The sequence below is a fragment of the Archangium lansingense genome (genome assembly GCF_026626635.1).
Classification (GTDB): domain Bacteria; phylum Myxococcota; class Myxococcia; order Myxococcales; family Myxococcaceae; genus Archangium; species Archangium lansingense.
On sequence record NZ_JAPNKA010000001.1, the window covers coordinates 10,594,365 to 10,613,382 of the forward strand.

The 19,018-nt window shown below is 68.0% G+C and carries 20 protein-coding genes; 10 read left to right on the top strand and 10 right to left on the bottom strand.

The window, feature by feature from the left end:
• Positions 1-74 precede the first annotated feature (74 nt).
• Both OV287_RS42250 and OV287_RS42255 read left to right on the top strand, forming a co-directional pair.
• A complete protein-coding gene (locus OV287_RS42250) occupies positions 75-1,013 on the top strand; it encodes an L-lactate dehydrogenase (RefSeq protein ID WP_267539706.1) in 939 nt (312 codons plus the stop codon).
• 51 nt (positions 1,014-1,064) lie between these two features.
• On the top strand, positions 1,065-1,649 hold the full coding sequence (locus OV287_RS42255; protein WP_267539707.1) for a hypothetical protein: 585 nt from the start codon (positions 1,065-1,067) through the stop codon (positions 1,647-1,649).
• Between the two features lie 4 nt (positions 1,650-1,653).
• Here OV287_RS42255 and OV287_RS42260 read toward each other — a convergent pair whose 3' ends face one another.
• Both OV287_RS42260 and OV287_RS42265 read right to left on the bottom strand, forming a co-directional pair.
• A complete protein-coding gene (locus OV287_RS42260; RefSeq protein ID WP_267539708.1) occupies positions 1,654-2,226 on the bottom strand; it encodes a hypothetical protein in 573 nt (190 codons plus the stop codon).
• Complete coding sequence (locus tag OV287_RS42265) at positions 2,223-3,071, bottom strand: alpha/beta hydrolase (RefSeq protein ID WP_308809785.1); 849 nt, start codon at positions 3,069-3,071, stop codon at positions 2,223-2,225. Before OV287_RS42265 ends, OV287_RS42260 begins: the two co-directional genes overlap by 4 nt.
• 62 nt (positions 3,072-3,133) lie before the next feature.
• Here OV287_RS42265 and OV287_RS42270 point away from each other — a divergent pair, with 62 nt between their 5' ends.
• Both OV287_RS42270 and OV287_RS42275 read left to right on the top strand, forming a co-directional pair.
• Entirely contained in the window at positions 3,134-3,928 is a 795-nt protein-coding gene (locus OV287_RS42270; RefSeq protein ID WP_267539709.1) for a glutaminyl-peptide cyclotransferase, read from the top strand.
• 248 nt (positions 3,929-4,176) lie between these two features.
• Positions 4,177-5,970 carry a hypothetical protein gene (locus OV287_RS42275; RefSeq protein ID WP_267539710.1) on the top strand — a complete coding sequence of 598 codons (1,794 nt, stop codon included), beginning with the start codon at positions 4,177-4,179 and terminating at the stop codon, positions 5,968-5,970.
• 113 nt (positions 5,971-6,083) lie between these two features.
• On the opposite strand, the gene OV287_RS42280 is transcribed toward OV287_RS42275, so the two are convergent.
• The 6 genes from OV287_RS42280 to ftsE all read right to left on the bottom strand — a co-directional run bounded on the left by OV287_RS42280 (position 6,084) and on the right by ftsE (position 12,224).
• Entirely contained in the window at positions 6,084-7,439 is a 1,356-nt protein-coding gene (locus OV287_RS42280; protein WP_267539711.1) for a S41 family peptidase, read from the bottom strand.
• Positions 7,440-7,478: 39 nt separating this feature from the next.
• Complete coding sequence (locus OV287_RS42285) at positions 7,479-8,330, bottom strand: alpha/beta fold hydrolase (RefSeq protein WP_308809786.1); 852 nt, start codon at positions 8,328-8,330, stop codon at positions 7,479-7,481.
• Positions 8,331-8,432: 102 nt separating this feature from the next.
• Positions 8,433-9,467, bottom strand: coding sequence for an oxidoreductase (locus OV287_RS42290; protein WP_267539713.1), 1,035 nt, complete (start codon positions 9,465-9,467; stop codon positions 8,433-8,435).
• Positions 9,464-10,633 carry a murein hydrolase activator EnvC family protein gene (locus OV287_RS42295; protein WP_267539714.1) on the bottom strand — a complete coding sequence of 390 codons (1,170 nt, stop codon included), beginning with the start codon at positions 10,631-10,633 and terminating at the stop codon, positions 9,464-9,466. Before OV287_RS42295 ends, OV287_RS42290 begins: the two co-directional genes overlap by 4 nt.
• Positions 10,630-11,532 carry a cell division protein FtsX gene (locus OV287_RS42300; RefSeq protein ID WP_267539715.1) on the bottom strand — a complete coding sequence of 301 codons (903 nt, stop codon included), beginning with the start codon at positions 11,530-11,532 and terminating at the stop codon, positions 10,630-10,632. The genes OV287_RS42295 and OV287_RS42300 overlap by 4 nt, the downstream gene beginning before the upstream one ends.
• Positions 11,529-12,224, bottom strand: coding sequence for a cell division ATP-binding protein FtsE (gene ftsE, locus OV287_RS42305; protein ID WP_267539716.1), 696 nt, complete (start codon positions 12,222-12,224; stop codon positions 11,529-11,531). Before ftsE ends, OV287_RS42300 begins: the two co-directional genes overlap by 4 nt.
• 366 nt (positions 12,225-12,590) lie before the next feature.
• Between ftsE and OV287_RS42310 the strand changes: the two genes are divergently transcribed.
• From OV287_RS42310 to OV287_RS42330, 5 genes are all read left to right on the top strand, one after another.
• Positions 12,591-13,208 (top strand): sll1863 family stress response protein, encoded by a 618-nt coding sequence (locus OV287_RS42310; RefSeq protein WP_267539717.1) that lies wholly within the window; start codon positions 12,591-12,593, stop codon positions 13,206-13,208.
• 294 nt (positions 13,209-13,502) lie between these two features.
• Positions 13,503-14,054 carry an SLC13 family permease gene (locus OV287_RS42315; RefSeq protein ID WP_267539718.1) on the top strand — a complete coding sequence of 184 codons (552 nt, stop codon included), beginning with the start codon at positions 13,503-13,505 and terminating at the stop codon, positions 14,052-14,054.
• A gap of 2 nt (positions 14,055-14,056) precedes the next feature.
• Complete coding sequence (locus OV287_RS42320; RefSeq protein WP_267539719.1) at positions 14,057-14,515, top strand: hypothetical protein; 459 nt, start codon at positions 14,057-14,059, stop codon at positions 14,513-14,515.
• A 48-nt stretch (positions 14,516-14,563) separates the two neighbouring features.
• A complete protein-coding gene (locus tag OV287_RS42325) occupies positions 14,564-14,905 on the top strand; it encodes a hypothetical protein (RefSeq protein WP_267539720.1) in 342 nt (113 codons plus the stop codon).
• A gap of 66 nt (positions 14,906-14,971) precedes the next feature.
• On the top strand, positions 14,972-16,459 hold the full coding sequence (locus OV287_RS42330) for an SLC13 family permease (protein ID WP_267539721.1): 1,488 nt from the start codon (positions 14,972-14,974) through the stop codon (positions 16,457-16,459).
• Positions 16,460-16,477: 18 nt separating this feature from the next.
• On the opposite strand, the gene OV287_RS42335 is transcribed toward OV287_RS42330, so the two are convergent.
• A complete protein-coding gene (locus OV287_RS42335; RefSeq protein ID WP_267539722.1) occupies positions 16,478-17,026 on the bottom strand; it encodes a RomY N-terminal domain-containing regulatory protein in 549 nt (182 codons plus the stop codon).
• A gap of 215 nt (positions 17,027-17,241) precedes the next feature.
• Here OV287_RS42335 and carF point away from each other — a divergent pair, with 215 nt between their 5' ends.
• Entirely contained in the window at positions 17,242-18,090 is an 849-nt protein-coding gene (carF, locus tag OV287_RS42340) for a plasmanylethanolamine desaturase (protein WP_267542533.1), read from the top strand.
• 81 nt (positions 18,091-18,171) lie between these two features.
• Here carF and murI read toward each other — a convergent pair whose 3' ends face one another.
• Entirely contained in the window at positions 18,172-18,990 is an 819-nt protein-coding gene (gene murI, locus OV287_RS42345) for a glutamate racemase (protein WP_267539723.1), read from the bottom strand.
• Between the last annotated feature and the right edge of the window lie 28 nt (positions 18,991-19,018).

Consider the following 19,018-nt stretch of genomic DNA (forward strand, 5'->3'; position numbering starts at 1 on the left):
GCAACCCTGCTGTCCCAAGCGCCTGGAGTCTCGACGCCGGGATGTGGTTGGCTGCGTCACCTATGGCTGAGCGTGTGAACAAGATCGCAATCGTCGGAGCCGGCTCGGTGGGGGCCACCATTGCCTATGCCACCATGATTCGTGGAGTGGCCAAGCAACTCGCCCTCTACGACATCAACCGGGCCAAGGTGGACGCGGAGGTGCTGGACCTGAACCACGGGTTGCAGTTCGTGCCCATGGCCACGCTGGTGGGCTCGGACGACATCAGCGTGTGCGCGGACGCGGACGTGGTGGTCATCACCGCGGGTGCCAAGCAGAAGCCGGGGCAGACGCGGATGGAGCTGGCCGGTTCGAACGTGGAGCTGTGCCGCTCGCTCATACCGCAACTGCTGAAAGTGGCCCCGAATGCGCTGCTGCTGCTGGTGACCAACCCGGTGGACGTGTTGACGTACGTGGTGCAGAAGCTGAGCGACCTGCCGGCACGGCGGGTGTTCGGCAGCGGAACGGTGCTGGACTCCTCGCGCTTCCGCTTCCTGATTGCCCGCCACCTGAACGTGGCGGTGCAGAACGTGCACGCCCTCATCGCGGGCGAGCACGGGGACTCGGAGATTCCCCTGTGGAGCTCGGCGACGGTAGGGGTGGTTCCGCTGACGCAATGGGCGGCGCCAGGGCACTCCCGGCTGACGGAGGAGGACCGCACCCGCATCTTCGACGACGTCCGCACCGCCGCCTATCAGATCATCCAGGGCAAGGGCGCCACCAACTACGCCATCGGCCTGGCCACGGTTCAAATCCTCGAGGCGGTGCTGTACGACGAGCAGCGGGTGCTGCCCGTGAGCTCGCGGCTGGAGGGCTACCAGGGCATCAGCGACGTGTGCATGAGCGTGCCGAGCATCGTCAACCGCACGGGCGTGGAGACGGTGCTGGAGATGCCGCTCAATGACACTGAGCGCGAGGGCCTGAAACGGAGCGCGGATACGATCCGCCAGGCCATCCGCACGCTGGGCTTCTGAGCAACGCGGGCTTTCCTCCACCGCCCCGAGCAGCTATGGCTTCGGGGCCCCATGAACATTCCCCCCGTACCGCTATCCGCCGAGGCCCGACAGGTCGAATTCCAGCACTGGATCCACCAACAGATCGTCTCCTCCTCCCGCTGGGGCCTCGGGTGGCTCCTCACCGGGCTGGCCCTCATCCTGGTGGGCGGACACAGCTTCCTGGAGCAGCTCGACATGGGAGAGCGCATCGAACACATGGAGTTTCCCGGACAACTTCCGCTCTGGGGACTCATTGCCGTCGTGTTCGGAGTGCTCCAGCTGATACGCGCACCGCGGTACTACAGGCGCCTGCGGCGCATCGTGGCCGCTGGACGGCCGGTGACGATGTACATGACGATCCGCATCGAAAAGGGCACCGACTCGAGCAGCCCGTACGCGGATCTCCGCCTGGAACGGAACCGGACAGAGCCCACCCCGGACATCGAGGTGTTGCTCGCGACGCCTCCCTGGCCCGGGGGCTCTGCGCGAATCAAGGAGAAGCCCACGGACCTGCGTGTCCAGGTCCATGGTGCGCAAGCTCGCGGTCCGGTGGTCATCGAGACAGAGTGGGGCTTCTTCTGGCCGTCCAGCGACTTCTCGACGAAGTACCCCTGACGTCCTACGCGCCGGGCCGCCACACCACGCCGAACGAGAGCAGCCCCGTGTCGCCATCGAAGAGCTCGCCAATCATGTTGGTGAGTGGGAAGGCGAGCTGCGCGGTAAGGCCAAACGAATCGGACAGGTTGTGTCGGTAGCCGAGGATGGCCTGGGAGGAGAACCGGGCGCCCCAGTTGTCGTACGTAAAGGCGTAGCGCCCCTCCTGGTAGGACACCCGGCCTCCTGTGTATCCGACGCGGACTCCCGCCTGGAGCCCGAGGGAGAGCTGCCACGAGCGGCCCACCGGCCAGCCGATGCCGCCGATGGCCTGGGTGTCGAAGCGCGCAGCCTGTGAGGAGCTGGTGAGTGTGTGCCAGGGCATCACGGCGTGCTCGCGCAGGCCCAGGTAGAAACCCCACGGCAGCTCCTTCCGGACCTGCACCGCCAGCCCGAGGGAATACAAGGGCGTGGGCAGCGGGATTCCAGCGGAGTTGATGAGGTCGAGCTGTAGATCGACCTGATCCACCACCCGCACGTCCGTCTCGGGGGCGCCCGCCAGGAGCAGCGCGGTCGCCAGGGAGAGTCCCATCGTCATGGCTGCTCCTCCTTCTTCAGCACGAACTCGGTCGCGCGCTGGAGTGACTCGGTGAAGCTCCCAAGGTGCCCCTGCGCCGGGATGAGCGCCGACTCGTACCGCAGGCCCGTGTAGTTCCGCGAGCGCAACTTCTCGTCGAGGAACTCGAAGCCCCCGGCCATCTCCGCCCCCTCCCATGCGCCCGTCGACATCCAGATGGTCACCGGCCATTCGCGGCTGCCCGCGGCACGCGTCTCCTCCCAGGAGTAGGTGATGCCATCCCCGTACCACAATGAAGGGGACGCCAGCCCGTAACGGCCGAACAGCTCCGGACGCTCGAAGAGGGCGTATGCTCCCGCGAGCCCTCCGAAGGAATGTCCGAACAGCGCGCGATCCTCCTTGCGCCGGGAGATCGGAAACCGCGACTCGAGGTGGGGGAGCAGCTCCTGCTCGACGAAATCGAAGTACTGGGAGGCACCGCCGCTGTCCGGTATCCGGTCGTCCGGCACGGGGGTGAAGTCCGTGCTGCGGGCATTCTGCGACCCGGCGTACGCAATCCCGATGACCACCGCCGGCTCGAGCTCGCCACGTGCCAGGCCCTGTTCGAGCGCCTCCACGACGGGGTCGAACATGGAGTTGCCGTCGAGCACGAGCACCACCGGCAGCTCGCCGCCGTGCTCCGCGGGGACGTAGGAGTGCAGGATGAAGTCACGTTCGAGCAGCGTGGAGTGGAACGGCTCGGACTCCTGAGCGGTTGTGGGGCCGCACCCGGCGAGCGTCAAGACGGCGACGAGGGCAAGCCCGAGCGCGAGCGGACATCTAGGGTTGGGGAAGGGGGGCATGGGCCGCGAGAGTACGACAAGCACAGGGCCCCTCCGCATCCGTGTTCTTCGAGGTAGCCTGCATTTCCTCCCCCAGGAGCCTCTTCGTGATTCCCCGACGTCTTCCTCCCGCGTGGCTCACCTCCCTCGTGCTGCTCACCGTGTTGGCCTGCCGGAGCGAGCGCCCTCCTCAGCCCACGGCGAGCACGCCCGTGTCCGGCTTCGCTGTCGTGCAGAGCTGGCCCCATGATCCCAGTGCCTACACGCAGGGGCTCGTCTACCGCGATGGCAAGCTGTACGAGGGCACGGGACTCAATGGCCTGTCGAGCCTGCGTGAGGTGGAGCTCGAGACCGGCGCGGTCCTGCGCCGGCACAACCTGGAGCGGCAGTATTTCGGCGAGGGGGTCACCTTCTTCAAGGGCAGGCTCTACCAGCTCACCTGGCGCTCGCAGGTGGGCTTCATCTACGACGCCGCGACGTTCCAGCAGGTAGGCCAGTTCAACTACCCCACCGAGGGCTGGGGGCTCACCGACGATGGCACCTCCCTCATCATGAGCGATGGCACCAGCACGCTGCGCTTCCTCGACCCCGCCACGCTCGCGGTGCAGCGCACCCTCCGGGTCACCGACGCCGGCCGGGAGATCTCCGAGCTCAACGAGCTGGAGTACGTGAAGGGTGAGATCTACGCCAACGTGTACATGCGCCATGAGATCGCCCGTATCGACCCGGCCACGGGACGCGTGACCGGGTGGATCGATCTCTCGGGCCTGCTCCCTCCGGAGAACCGGACTGGGAACGAGGACGTACTCAACGGCATCGCCTGGGATGCGGCCCGGGAGCGGCTGCTCGTCACCGGCAAGCGCTGGCCCAAGCTGTTCCACATCCGGCTCGTGCCCAGGTAGCCTACCGGTCGACCTCGCAGAGCCTGATGCGGTGCAGCGTGCTCGTCGCACCGCATCAGGAGGATCGACATCCGGGAACCCTCCTTCTTATCCGGAAGCAGAGCATTGAGCAGGCAAGGGCTCTTGCTCACGGGTCTGCCTGGGGGGGCTGGCGATGTGTTCACCGCACGTGGGGGGCGACAGCCAGCCCCCGGCACTGGCACTCTCGCGCTCCCATGAGGAAGCCCGTCCATGTCGAGGAGTCACCCGTGAGCAAGCCGCTCGAGCTGGTGACGATCCCCGCCCCCCCGTCCGAGTTCCGCGTCCGCCGGGATGCGCGCTTCGCTGCCGCCGACGAGAAGCGCACGCGCTATCACCTGCCCGAGTCGCTCGAGTCATCCTCGCCCGTCGGCTACCGCACGCGTGTCTCGCTCTCTCGGGAGGAAGCCAGCACGATGCTGTCGCTCCTCTCGCTCCCGAGGCCGTCTCGGTTCGTCCCCGGCCCCGCCCTCACCGAGCGCGAGCTCTTCGAGGAGTGCTCGCTGGGGGTGCTCTCGGCGCGACAGTCCACCAACTTCCGCGGGCAGCGCGAGGTACTCCTCGGCCCCAAGGACTCCGAGCAGGCAGCCTCTCTGCTGAGGCGCATCGGCCGCAAGGAAGCGCCCGTGCTCGACGGCGCCGCCTTCACCCACGTGGTGCTCGCGCGCCCCTACCGCACTCCCTTCACCTTCCTGCTCACCTTCGTCGGCCACAAGCCGCTGGCCAGCCTCATCACCGTGCCGCTGCGCGCCTGGGCCAAGCGCTTCCGCCACGCGGATGACATCCCCACCATCGGCTACCTCAAGGAGCTGCACCTTGGCGTCCTCGCGGATGCCATGGAGCGTGCGACCGTGATTGCCTCCGCGGGGACACGGCGTGCCCAGGTCTTCCTGGAGCCCTTCGAGCAGCCCGCGGACGCGGCGGCCCTGCGCGAGCTGGAGGCCCTGGTCGGACTCAGCACGGCGGAGCGTGCGGCGGGCTGGCGCATCTCGCTGGTGGCCCAGGTGGGCTACGCGTCCGAGGACGAGCGCGTGCCGATGGAGCGCACCACGGCGCGGCGCCTGGGCGCGGCCCTGCTCGCCCTGCGCAGCGAGCGCATCCAGCCCGGCGTCAATGCCGAGTCGAGTGCTCCCCCGGCCTATCAGACCCGCCAGCCCATGGACGTGCCCGAGGAGCTGACGGTGCAGGCGGGCCGTGCGGCCTACAACGCCTTCTCTCGGTTCACCGGAGTGTCCCGCGAGCGGGCCAAGGAGCTGGTGCTGCTCGAGCGCATCGATGTGCTCACGCCCCATGGCAAGGAGCGGTTGCGCGCAGTGCGCGAGGAGTTGGAGCAGATCACTGAGAAGCTCATCGCCCGGCTGCCCTTGTGGGCGGACCTGGCGCTCGGGCGTGCGCTCTCGCGGAATAGTGCGCGCGGGCGGAAGGCCTTCGCGCTCGCAGGTCAGCGCATCTACGTCGGAGGGTTGTCCCGCCGCGAGGTGGAGCAGTCGGGGCTGTCCTTCGCGCATGCGGTGCGAGCCTTTGGAGCGGCCGCGGCGCGCGGTGCGCTGGTCGCCGAGGTGTCCGGTACGGCGGAGATTCCCGAGGGGTGTGATCTTCGCGGGGGCGTGTGTCTGATGGCCGGGCCCGTGAACCAGAACGACATCGGCAAGCAGTTCTTCGGCAGCAAGGACCTGCTCGAGCAGGCTTTCGCCGGGCGCGAGCCCACGAGCTTGTTGGTCTGGACATTCAAGGCCAAGACGGTGGCCGATCCGATTGGCAACGAGCAGCAGTTGCTGGACGCCGCACGCAAGGGCGCGCTCGTGGACCTGAGGCCAGGGCCTCATGAAGTGGTCGCGGTGCGGCAGGGGACGGCGCTCGGGCCCATGCGTCAGCGTGGAGGGACGGTGAATGCCGAGCGGGCCTTCGGAGACATGGGGAACTTCGTGACCGACCCCGAGGGCCGCGAGATTCCTGGCAACAGGGGTACGGTCTGGCCCGCGGACCAGGCGGATGCTCCCGTGTGGCCGGGAGGGACGCAGTAGAGGTCCTCCGGTTCAACCCGGGGCCCGGACACCCTCACCCCGTCCCTCTCCCGAGGGGTGAGGGGATGTTGGGGGAGTGGGGAGGTGTTGGGAGTTGGAGAGATGTTGGGGGTTCAGCGGGTCTCGGTGCTGGCTTTCGCGGGAGGACGTGTGGCGCTGTTCGCCACACTGTTCAGGTAGTTCAGCGACATCTTCAGCTGGTAGTCCGTCAGCTTCGCCGCCACGTCCCAGTCCCGCACGCTCTCGGGCAGGCTCTTCGACTTCGCCACCGCGTCGGACTCGCTCACCACCGCCACCGGCTCCGCCTTGAAGTGCCGGTCCAGGTCCTTCTCCCGCGGTTGGTCCTTCGTGCCCTTCCCTCCCGGCGTCTCCGGCACCACGTAGTCCGGCGTGATGCCCTTCTCCTGGATGCTCCGCCCCTTCGGCGTGTAGTACCGCGCAATCGTCAGCTTCAGCCCCGAGCCGTCCTCCAGCTCGATGACCGTCTGCACGCTCCCCTTCCCGAAGGTCTGGGTGCCGAGGATCGTCGCCCGCGCGTAGTCCTGCAGCGCCCCCGCGACGATCTCCGACGCCGAGGCACTCCCCGCGTTCACCAGCACCACCATCGGGTACCCCGGCTCCGTGTCCCGGTCCTTGCTCAGCTCCTCGGTCGCGCGGCCGCCCTTGCGCCCGCGAGTGCTCACGATGGGCAGGTTCCCTGGCAGCCACAGGTCACTCACCGCCACCGCCTGGTCCAGCAGCCCTCCCGGGTTGTTGCGCAGGTCCAGCACCACCCCGCGCAACGGCTTGCCACCGTTCTGCTCCCGCAGCCGGTCTAGTTCCTTGCGCAGGTACAGCGCCGTGCGGTCCTGGAAGTTCTTCACCTTCAGGTGAGCGATGCCTCCGTACAGCGCACCCTCCACCGAGATGATGCGGATGTGGTCCCGGATGATGGCCAGCTCGCGCGGTGCGGTGAAGCCCTCGCGCATGATGGTCAGCAGCACCCGCTTGCCCGCCGGGCCCCGCATGCGCTGCAACACCTCCGGCACGCCCAGCCCCTGGGTGTTCTCGCCGTCGATGGCCACGAGCTCATCCCCCGCCCGGATGCCCGCTCGCGCCGCCGGCGTGTCGTCGATGGGCGCCACCACCACGATGCTGTCGCCCTTGCGCGACACCTCGAGGCCCAGCCCTCCGAACTCACCGGAGGTGTCGATCTTCATCTCCTTGAAGATCTCGGGCGGCATGAAGACGGTGTGTGGATCCAACGTCTCCAACATTCCCTGGATGGCGCCGTACATCAGCTTCTTGCCATCCACCGGCTCCACGTAGTTGTTCTCCACGTACGAGAGCACCCGGGCGAACACCTCGAGCTGCTCATACGTGGTGGTGTTGGGAGCGGAGGCGGGCTCACGTCCATCCGCCCGCGCCGCGGGAGCCAGGAGCAACAGGCCCGCGGCGAGTGCCGCGCGCCAGGAGTGCAGGGAGCTCATAGGCCCCGACTCTAGCACCCGGCCCTCTCCCCGGCCCTCCTACAGCCCCGCCGCGTCCGCGAACTGCACCAGTTCCGACACCAGCTCGTTCGGCCGCTCGATCTGCGGGATGTGGCCGAACCGCTCCACCACCCGCACCCTCGAATGCTCCGGCAGGTGCGAGCGGAAGAAGTCCAGGCTCTGCCGGGGCAGCAGTTTCTCACTCCCACCCCAGACGAACAGCACGGGCATGGCGAGCGACTGAAGCACGTCGGGCTTGAGGTACTCGCGCGTGGCCAGCGCGTCCGCGCTCAGCGCCTTCACCGCGGGAGTGGAGTAGATGCCGCGCACCATGTCCGCCAGCAGCATCATCATCAGAGGCGGACGGTGGAAGAGGCGCCGGGTGAGCGCGCGCGACTGCTCGGCCGTGCGCACATCCATGGCCTGGAGCACCTCCACGAAGAACTCGTGCCCCACGTCCGCGCCCGCGGGCGCCACCAGCCCCAACGCCTTCACCAGCTCAGGATGCTCGGCCGCCAGCTGTACGGACAAGGCTCCGCCCAACGAGTTGCCCACCACGAAGGAGGGGCCCCCCACCACCTTGCGGCAGTACTCCACCAACATGTCGTACTGGCCGCGCACGCATACAGGCCCCAGGCAGTACTCGGGAGAGAAGCCGTGCCCCGGCAGGTCCACCGCCAGCACCCGCTCGAAACGCCTGGCCAGCCCGAAGAAGACGCGCGCGAAGCCGTTGGCCGTCCCTCCCAGCCCGTGCACCAGCAGCAGCGTCGGCCCCTTCCCGCTCCCCTTCAGCTCGTAGTGGTGCAGCCGCTGTCCGGCCACGTCCACCATGCTCGACCGCACCCCGCGCGCTACCAGCATCCGCCGGGTGACTTCCTGTAGCCCTGACATGAGATCCACGGCCGGAGATTAATGATCTCCATGCCGCATCGCATCATTTCCGCGTTGCATCCTTCCACGAGTGGACGCCCGGCCGCCGAGGAATCCAGGGAATCAGCCCTGGAGCGTGATGCGCCGGCCCTCTTCCGCGCTGCGCACCGCCGCCTCGATGACCCGGATGACCTGGCCAGCGCTCTCCGCTGTCACAGGCACCGGCCCCTCGCCAGCGATGGCCGCGGCCAGTTGACGGTAGAACTCCTCGTAGCGGCCCGGCAGGCCCGGCAGGCCCGGCACGCTCCCGCCGCGGCTCAGCCGACCGGAACGCTCAGAGGACTCGACGCCCCAACCAGCCTGACCCGGCCGGAGTCCCGCCCCGAGCTGCTCCTCCTGCGGATCCAACCCGTACTTGCTCCACGCATCCGCCTCGCCCTGCAGCACGAAGCGAGGCCAGGGCTCGTGCACCACCGAGCCCGAGTGCAGGATGACGCGCAGCTCGCCATAGCGAAGCAGCAGGTGGAACCAGTCCGTGGCCCGCGCTCCCGTCCGCTGCCGGCCGAGGTCCGCGCTGATGGACTCTGGCAGACCAAACAACTGGAGGGCTTGATCGATCAGGTGCGAGCCGAGATCCCACAGCGTGCCGCCGCCCGGGATGTCCTCCTCCTTCCAGCGCGCCTTCACCTGAGGCCGGAAGCGATCGAAGTGGCTCTCGAAGCTGTACAGCCGGCCCAGCCGTCCCTGCTCCAGCAACTGGCGCACGGAGAGGAAGTCCCCATCCCAGCGCCGGTTGTGGAAGACGGTCAGGCACCGGCTGCGCTCGCGGGCCAGCGTATCCAGCCGCGTGGCCTCGGCTGAGCTCAGGGTGAAGGGCTTCTCCACCACCACATGTTTACCGGCCAGGAGTGCCCGCTCCGCCAGTGCAGCGTGCGAGTCGTTGGGCGTGGCGATGATGAGAAGGTCCAGCGACGGGTCCGCCAGCAGCTCGTCTTGAGAGAGCACGCGCACGCCCGGCCAGTCGCGAGAGACCTCCTCGGCCCGGCGAGTGGCGACCGCCGCGAGGGTGAAGGCAGGTTCCGAGGCGAGCAGCGGCGCATGGAAGCGAGCACCGGACAGGCCGTAGCCGATCAATCCCGTGCGAATGGGAGGAGTCATCGCGCCAACCAGGGGGCAGGATCCACCGCCTGCCCGGCTCGGCGGATCTCGAAGTACAGGTAGGCGCCCTTGAGCGACCCCGTGTCGCCCACCTCGCCCACCACGTCACCGGCGGCCACTTGGGCGCCCACCTCCTGGGACACGGAGGCCAGGTGCGCCACCAGCGTGTGATAGCCGCCACCATGGTCCAGGATGAGCAGGTTGCCGTAGCCGCGCATCCATCCCGCGTAGGCCACGGTGCCCTCCGCCACGGCCTTCACTGGCGTGCCCGCGGACGCACGGATGTCCACGCCCTTCTGCACGGTGACGGTGTTGAAGCGCGGGTTCACCACCTTGCCGAAGCCCACCTCGATGACGCCCGGCGAGGGGAACGGCAGCTTGCCCTTGAGTGAGCCGAAACCGGACGCAGCCGGGCCCTCATTCAGGTCCTGGATGACGCGGGTGAGGTCCGCGTCCGCCTGCTCCAGCTCGCGCACCATGCGCCGAGCCAACTCCGCCTCGCCCTTGATGGCGCCGACCACTTCCTCGAGCGCCGCCTGCTGGGCCCTCGACAACGCCTCCTGCTCGCGCAGAAAGCCCAGCCGCACGTCCAGCGAGCCCTTCAACCGGCGCAGCTCGGCCGCCGACTGGCGCCGCAACCGCGCCACCCGCTGCACCGTGCGCAGCAACCTCAGGTCCTCTTCGAGCGTCGCCCGCAGCGCACGCGAGCGCCACACCATGGCGGAGAAGTCCCGCGCGCTCAGCAGCACCTCCAGAGGCCGACGGCGCATCAGCCGGTACATGCCCCACAGGCGCGGGGACAGCCGGCGCATCTGCCCACGCAGCATCTCCTGCGTCACCGCGTCCTCCTGCTCGGCCACCGCCAGGCGCTTGCGGAAGACGGTCAGGTCGCGCTCCAGCGCCTTCACCCGCTGCGAGCTGGTGACCGCCCGCTGCTCCACCATCTCCAGCACTTCCAGTGCGGACACCTTGCGAGACTCGATGAGCGCAAGTGCCGCCCGCTGCGTGGTCAGCTTCTCGCGCACCGCCGCTCGCTCCGCCGCCTCGTCCAGCGCGGGCGGTTGTTCCGCTGCCCCTTCCTGGGCGGACGGCGGGGAAGCCTGCTCCTCTTGAGCGAGGGCCGCACCACCCCACAGCAGCAGTGAGAGGAGGACGAGCCGGCTCATACCCGGAGGAAGCGCCCCACCGCGATGAAGCTGCCGCCCAGTCCCAGCGCGCAGCCCGCCGCCAGCAGTTGCAGGGCGATGCCCGGCTCCAGCAGCGGCACCATGCCGCCGGGCCCCACCAGGAAGGAGAAGAGCGAGGCCAACCCCGGCCCCGCCAGCCGCTCGAAGGCAACCAATCCCGCCAGCGCCACCCCGGCCCCGAGCAGCCCCTGCAGGAAGCCCTCGATGAGGAAGGGCGCCTTGACGAAGCGGTCCGTCGCGCCCACCAGCTTCTGGATTTCAATCTCCCCGCGCCGCGCGTAGATGGCGAGCTGCAGCGTCGCGGACACGATGACCACGGTGGCCAGCAGCACCACGGCGAAGGCCACCCACCCGCCATAGCGCAGCGCCTTCGAGATGGCCGAGAGCCGCTCCACCGCCTCCTCGCCGTAGTCCACGCCGGTGACGCCGGGCATGGCGCGCAACTGCTGCGCCAGCGCCTTGAGCGCGCCAGGGGTGCGCCGGTCCGCGGGGACCTCCAGCTCCAACGAGGGCGGCAACGGGTTCTCCGGCAATTGCGCCAACGCCTCGCCCAGGTCACCCAGCTCGTTCGCCAGACGCATGAGCGCGGCCTGAGGGGGAACCAGCGAGGCCCGGCCACCACTGACGGTCACCATCCGCTCGCGAAGCACCTCGGCGCCCTCTTCGTCGAGCTCGGGGGAGAGGTAGACCGTCACCTGCACCTCACCGCCGAGCGAGCCGATGAGCGCATCCACCATCCGGCCCGTGGCCTGAGCCAGCCCCGCGGAGAAGAGGGCGATGGCGATGGTGGTCACCGCGATGAAGTGGATGAAGGGCGCATGCCGCAGGCCCGAGGCCGCCGAGCGCCAGAAATAGGCCGCCTTCGCGAGCACGCTCATCCCTGGGCCATCCGCCGGGCGGCCTTCACGCCGTCCTCGTCCGAGACGATGAAACCATTCTCCAGCCGCAGGGTGCGCTTCTGGTAGCGGGTGATGAGGCTGGTGTCGTGAGTGGCCACCATCACGGTCGTGCCCCGCGCGTTCACATCCATGAGCAGGTCCATGATCTCCAGGGTGAGCGCCGGGTCCAGGTTACCGGTGGGCTCGTCGGCCAGGAGGATGGTCGGATCGTTGACGAGCGCCCGGGCAATCACCACGCGCTGCTGCTCACCACCGGAGAGCTTCAGGGGCAGAGAGCCCGCCTTGTGCTGAAGACCCACCAGCTTGAGCATGCGCTGCACGCGCTCGCGAGCCACGGAGCGGGGCACGCCCAGCACGTCCAGGGCGAAGGCCACGTTGTCCTCCACGGTGCGGTGGGGCAGCAGCTTGAAGTCCTGGAACACCACCCCGATGTTGCGCCGCAGGTAGGGGACGGCCGACTCGCGGATGCGCGCGATGTTCCGCCCGCCCACGAGAATCTGTCCCTTGGTGGCCTTCTCGCCGCAGAAGATGAGCTTCATGAGCGTCGTCTTCCCCGCGCCCGAGGGCCCGGTGAGGAAGACGAACTCGCCCTTCTGCACGTGCAGGTTGATGTCCGAGAGGACGGGCGGATCGCCTGGATACGCCTTGTAGACGTGGAACATCTGGATCATCGGCGGGTCCGATTATGGACCCGTAGACGCCACCTGGCCACGTTAGGAACGTGGCTTCCCGCGCGACCCGGAGTGCGCCTCCCCCCCCCGGGCCGTAGGTGCCTCGTCGGCCTGCTCGCCAGGCAAGCGCGGCCGGCCCTCACATGAACGAGATTTTGCCCGGCCACATCTTCGGCCCTCAGGGAGGTGTTGGCCTGGAGCGGGCACCCGGACAGGCAAGGCGCCGGTGCTCGACCCGCCGCCCCTGGGCTCCAGATTGCCGGCGCACGCCCACCGGCCCATGCACGTATCCGAGGGGGCGTCCCTATCCATCACCTGAGCTGCACAGAGCCGCGACCGAGAGGTGCAGCGAAGGAGCCGGCAGCCATGACGGAGCAAGAGGCCTATTTGAAGAAGATGGAGGCGGAGAAGCAGCGAATCGACGCCCGGATTGCCGAAACCGAGGCCGAGGCCGACGTCCGCCAGGCAGCTGACGAAATCAAGGAACTGTCCGGGGCGAAGCGCCGGGCCGAGAACTTCCGCCGCAAGCTGGAGGAAATCCGCAAGCGGGGGACCGAGGACTTCGAGAACGGCAAGGTGGAGCTGCGCAGGGCCTACGCGGACCTCGATAAGGCCGTCATCGAGATGGAATCAAAGGTGGAGGTCATCCGCGCGGGCTATGAGCGCAAGCGGGAGGCGGAGCTGCGAAGCCTTGGCGCCCAGTTCGATGGCTGGGAGGCGTCCATGGCCCGAACCCGTGCCGAGGACTCGCTGCTGTCGCGCGAGGAGTTCAACTTCCTGCGTCGCTCGCTCCAGAACACCCAGGCGGTGCTCAAGGACCTGATGACCAGCAAGGGCAAGGACTGGCCCCGGCTGAAGAAGGAGTACGAGGCCGCCTGGAATGACCTGTGCGAGCGCTCCGAGAAGATCCGCGCCGACACCGTGAAGGCAGAGCAGCCCGCCGGAGAGCAGCCCGCCGGAGAGCAGCCCACCCCGCAGACGTGAGGGGTTCGACTGCATCGTCCACTGATGACCACCTGCGGGGCCGATGATGGCCCCGCTCGTGCCGCCTGTGCCACGGTGGGCTCGTGGCTTCCCGCTCGACCCGGAGTGTGACCCCCACCTCGCCGCCCCGCGTGCGCCTGGTTGGCCTGCTCACCGGGCCGCTTGCCGCTGCCGCCCTCTTGCTTATCCCCTCGGGGCTCCACGCCGTGCCCGGCATGGGCCACCGCCCCGCCGCCGCCGCAGCCGTCGCCGCCTGGATGGCCCTCTCTCTGGTGGTTCTCCGAGGCCGTCCCCATGGCCTGGACCGCCCTCCTCCCCCTCGTCCTATTCCCCGCGCTGGGCGTCCTCGACACCGGCGGCATGCCCGCCTCCCTCAGCCGCACCGCCCTACCCTACGTGGACCCCTACATCTTCCTCTTCCTCGGCGGCATGGCCCTGGGTGCCGCCATGGAGCAGTGGCACCTGCACCGGCGCATCGCCCTGCTCATCATGCGCGCCATCGGCACCGCTCCTCAGCGGCTGCTGTTCGGCATGCTGGTGGCCACCGCCTCCGTCTCCCTGTGGATCTCCAACACCGCCACCGCGGTGATGATGGTGCCCATCGGCATGGCCCTCATCTCCCAGCTCGAATCCGGCGAGAGCCGCAAGCTGGAGCACTTCGGCGCCGCGCTCATGCTCAGCGTGGCCTACGGCTCCAACGTCGGAGGAATCGGCACCAAGCACATGTCTTCTTCGGAACAAACTCATTGGACTCCCGGCCTCCTCCCGTACGCCTTCCGTACCATGAAGGTTGTTGAGCATGAGTGTCAGGAAGAACGAATGAGTACGAGGCGGACAAAGAGATAAGATTGATTGTTTTGATGACCGCCATGGCTGTGCTCAGCGTCGGATGCGCCCACGGGCAACGGCCAGAAAACCGAATCTACGTCATCTCCGAGGATGCGCGTGGAGTCGGCTCCGCTCTCGGCACAGGCGGCGCTGGCTTCCGCGACTGCGATGCGGAGCATGTCCAATGCTTCAAAGAGTGTTGGAACGCCCCTACTCTGCCATGGCCTCACACGAAACGGGACGAATGGTATAACGAGTATTGCACCAGGGAATGCCGCAAGCAGTATATGGAATGCGAAAAGGAGAATGAGAAGAAGGCGAAAGAGCTGAAGTTCTCGCGCGTTGAGGACGCGGTTGGATGGATCCGGGCGCACAAGGCCGAAGTGGCGCTTGGTACGGTCGTCATCATCGCTGGCGTTGCCTTCGTCATTACGACTGGCGGCTCTGGCGCACTGATTCTGGCTCCTCTTGCCCTCTAACCTGGCGCACCCATGACCTATCATTCAAACTTCGATATTGACGCTGTCATGAAGACGCTCGGCACCGTGGGCGCGAAATACCCGGAGGGCACGCCGGAAGACGAGGCGCTCCGGATTGCCTCGGTGGCGTTGCTTTACCTCCGTGACATCCAGAAACTGGATGAATACCGCGATTATTTTCAGAGGTTCTTCACCTATAAGCCGGTGACCATTGCTCAAACGTTCGCAACGAGAGAGGAAGCGGACAAGTGGCTCGCCAGTGGAAATGCCAGGGATGGCGATCTCGTCAAAATCGCTGACCAGGGCTTTGTCGTGTATGACATGCCGAAGGGATTGAAGTTCGTCCCGAGGCCGCTGCCGGAAGAACTGGAACCTCCAGATTCGAAGTAGGCCCGCCTACAGGGACCAACCCCGGGCCCATGGCCCCGCGCACGCCATCTGTGCCACGGTGGGAACGTGGCTTCCCGCTCGACCCGGAGTGCGACCCCCACCTCGCCGTCCCGTGTGCGCCTGGTTGGCCTGCTCGCCGGGCCGCTTGCCGCCGCCGCGATCCTGCTCGTTCCCTCGGGGCTCCACGCCGTGCCCGGCATGGGCTACCGCCCCGCCGCCGCCGCAGCCGTCGCCGCATGGATGGCCCTCTGGTGGTTCACCGAGGCCGTCCCCATGGCCTGGACCGCCCTCCTCCCCCTCGTCCTCTTTCCCGCGCTGGGCGTCTTCGACACCAACGGCCTGCCCGTCTCCCTCGGCCGTACCGCCCTGCCCTACGTGGACCCCTACATCTTCCTCTTCCTCGGAGGGATGGCCCTGGGCGCCGCCCTGGAGCAGTGGCACCTGCACCGGCGCATCGCCCTGCTCATCATGCGCGCCATCGGCACCGAGCCCCAGCGCCTGCTGCTCGGCATGCTGGTGGCCACTGCCTCCGTCTCGCTGTGGATCTCCAACACCGCCACCGCCGTAATGATGGTGCCCATCGGCATGGCGCTCATCGCCCAGCTCGAAGCCGGCGAGGGCCGACGGCTGGAGCACTTCGGCGCCGCGCTCATGCTCAGCGTGGCCTACGGCTCCAACGTGGGCGGCATCGGCACCAAGATCGGCAGTCCCACCAATTCCGTCTTCGCGGGCGTGGCCTCGCGGCGGCTGGGCACGGACGTGGGCTTCCTCGAGTACATGGCGGCGGCCCTGCCCTTCGTCATCCTCTTTCTGCCAATTGCCTGGTGGGTGCTGTGGCGCAAGGGCCGCAAGGACGCGCTCGGCCCCGGCAAGGGCGTGGACGTCATCCAGCGGGAACTGGCCGCGCTCGGGCCTCTCTCCGGGGGCGAGAAAGTAGTGGGCACCGTCTTCCTCGTGGCCGCGGTGCTGTGGATAGGCGGGGACTTCCTGCGGCCCATGCTGGCGACATGGGTCGCCTCGGCCTTCGGGGGCTTCAAGCTGCTCGGCAAGCACTACGAGGCGGGTGTGGCGCTGCTCGCCGCCGGGGCCCTGGTGCTGCTGGGCCGGCTGTCGCGCGAGGCCCTCACCCGGGTACCCTGGGACACTCTGCTGCTCCTGGGAGGTGGTTTTGCGCTCGCCGCCGGCATCGAGGGCAGCGGCCTGTCCACCTACATGGCCACGCGCCTGGAGGGACTGGAGTCGCTGGGGGCCGCCGCGCAGTACGGCGCCGTGGCCCTGTCCACCGTGCTGCTGTCCGCCGTGGCCTCCAACACCGCCACCGTGAACGTGATGCTCAACGTGCTGCCCGGCTCGCTGCCCCTGCTCGCCGTGAGCACTTTCGCCGCGTCGTGCGACTTCGCCCTGCCCGCGGGCACTCCGCCCAACGCCATCGTCTTCGGCAGCGGCTACGTGCGCCTGCCCACGATGATGAAGGCGGGGGTCGCGCTGGACCTGATGGCCTCCGCGCTCCTCACCGTCTACGGGCTCGTCTGGGTGCGCTTCGTGCTCGGCTGAGCACGGCCGCACGGGGGACTACTGGTTGTTGTCCTCGCCCGCCAGGTAGCTGAGGATGACCTCGTCCAAGCTCTTCTCGGAGATGAGGTCCTCGCCGAAGAGCGTCTCCACGCCCACCTCGTTGATCTTCGGCGCCACCTTCAAGGCACGCGCCGCGGCGATCTCCGGAGGCACATAGGCGGCTGGCGCCGCGATCGGGGGAGCCTTGGCGGCCGGGGCGGCCTGCCGCGCATGGGCGGTGTCCTCGGCCGAGCCGAGCTGGCCCGGCTGGTAGTGGCGCACGCCCGAGATGTCGAAGCCGTCGTACACCCCGTTGATGAGGTTGCGCAGCATCTCCTTGTGCTGCTCCTCCATCAACTCACGGACGACCTCGCCCAGGTTCTCGGCGTTGAGGATGTCCGCATACGACGTCTTCTTGGACGCGAGGATGTTACCGCCCACGAACAGGTGGGTGATGATGTGGGGGTTGTTGACGCCCGAGTCCTCGGTCTGGACGTGGTAGACCTTCCCCTTGTACTTGATGTTGTGGTTGAAGCCAGTGACGGCTTTTTCGAAGGTTTTCGCCATGCCCGAGGCTGCGGAACGTACCAGCGGCTCCCAGGGGACACAAGGAACGCGTCGGCCTGGCTCGGACGGATGCCTGGTGGCCTCCCAACTGGAAGGCCGGGCACCTGGACCGTTCACCAGATGACTTCGTCGGAGATCCGACTGCGGGTAGAGTCCTCCTGGACGTGGGCGCGGGCTCTGCCGGAACCCACCCGAGCACGACGGGACTCATGACGATGAAGAACGATCTCAAGAACCACCTGCGTCAGCAGGACGCCACGGCTCTGGCCCAGGGCTACTCGCCCGCCATCCGCGCCATGGAGATCGCCAGCATCGTCACCTTCGTGGGCCTGGAGTCCGCCCTCGTCTGGCGGCTGTGGAACGGCCCCCACACCGGCCCCTGGCTCGTTCTCAGCGCCCTGCTGCTGGGCTACCTGGCGGCCGACTTCGTCTCCGGCTTCGTCCACTGGATGGGCGACACCTGGGGCTCCACCGACATGCCCGTGCTCGGCAAGGCCTTCATCCGGCCCTTCCGCGAGCACCACGTCGACGAGAAGGCCATCACCCGCCATGACTTCGTGGAGACCAACGGCAACAACTGCCTCGTCTCCATCCCCGTGGCCATCCTCGCCGTCCTCCTCCCCCACTCCAGCACCGGCCAGGTGTTCGTCTCCGCCTTCCTCGGGGCGATGATCTTCTGGGTGATGGCCACCAACCAGTTCCACAAGTGGTCCCACATGGATCAGCCCCCCGCGCTCATCGGATTCCTCCAGCGCGTGCACCTGATCCTCCCCCCGGAACACCACCGCATCCACCACACCGCGCCCTTCAACAAGTACTACTGCATCACCGTGGGCTGGATGAATAAGCCGCTCATGATGATCGCCTTCTTCCCCACCCTCGAGCGCCTCATCACGCGGGTGACCGGCCTGATTCCCCGTAAGGACGACATCGGTACCGAGGCCGCCCTGGAGCTCTTCGAGGCCACCTCCACCGCCACTCCTCCCGTCGTTCAGGCCGCCAAGGAGCTGCTCGAGGCCTCCCCGGATGAGAATCGGCCGGTGTCCCCCGCGCGGCCTTCCTGACCCGCGGGGCCCTGGGTCCGAACCCGGGGCCTCTATACCCTCACCCCGTCCCTCTCCCAGGGGGAGAGGGGATGTTGGGGTTCAGAAGGACAGGTCCACCTGCTCCGCGGAGTGGATGGGCCGCCCCAGGAACCGCGCCCCCACCTCCACGAACCGCTCCGGCACGTCCGTCACGAAGTAGTGGTGCGTCGGAGCATCACCCGCCGCCGCCAGCAGCTGCTTCTCCTCCAGCAGCGCCCCCACCACCTCCGCCGTGGCTTCCGCCGAGTCCACCAGCGACACCTGTGGCCCCACGGCCTCGGCGATGACCTCCTTGAGCAGCGGGTAGTGGGTGCAGCCCAGTACCAGCGTGTCCACCCCGCTCCGGGCGAAGTCCGCCAGGTACTCGCGGGCCACCAGCCGCGGTACGTCTCCTCCCAGCCACCCCTCCTCCGCCAACGGCACGAAAAGAGGGCAGGCCCTCGCCTTCACCTTCACCCCCTCGGAGCCCGCCGCCGCCTCCAATTCCCTCTGGTAGGCCCCTGAGCGGATGGTGCCCGGCGTCCCAATGACGCCCACTCCCCCACCCCGCGTGCGCCTCAGCGCCGCCCTCGCCCCGGGTGCAATCACCCCCACCACCGGCACCGGCAGCGCCGCCGACAGCGCCGGCAACGCCACCGCCGACGCCGTGTTGCACGCCACCACCAGCAGCTTGATGCCCCGCTCCAGCAGGAACTCCGCGTTCTTCAGCGAGTAGCGCGTCACCACCTCGCCGGACTTCGTGCCGTAGGGCACCCGCGCGGTGTCACCCAGGTAGAGCGTGCTCTCGTGGGGAAGGTGGGACATCAGCGCCTTGAGGACCGTGAGCCCTCCGACACCCGAATCGAAAACCCCAATGGGACTGTGGCTGGCTTGCCGCATACCCGGGCTCCCTATCACGTTTGATGCC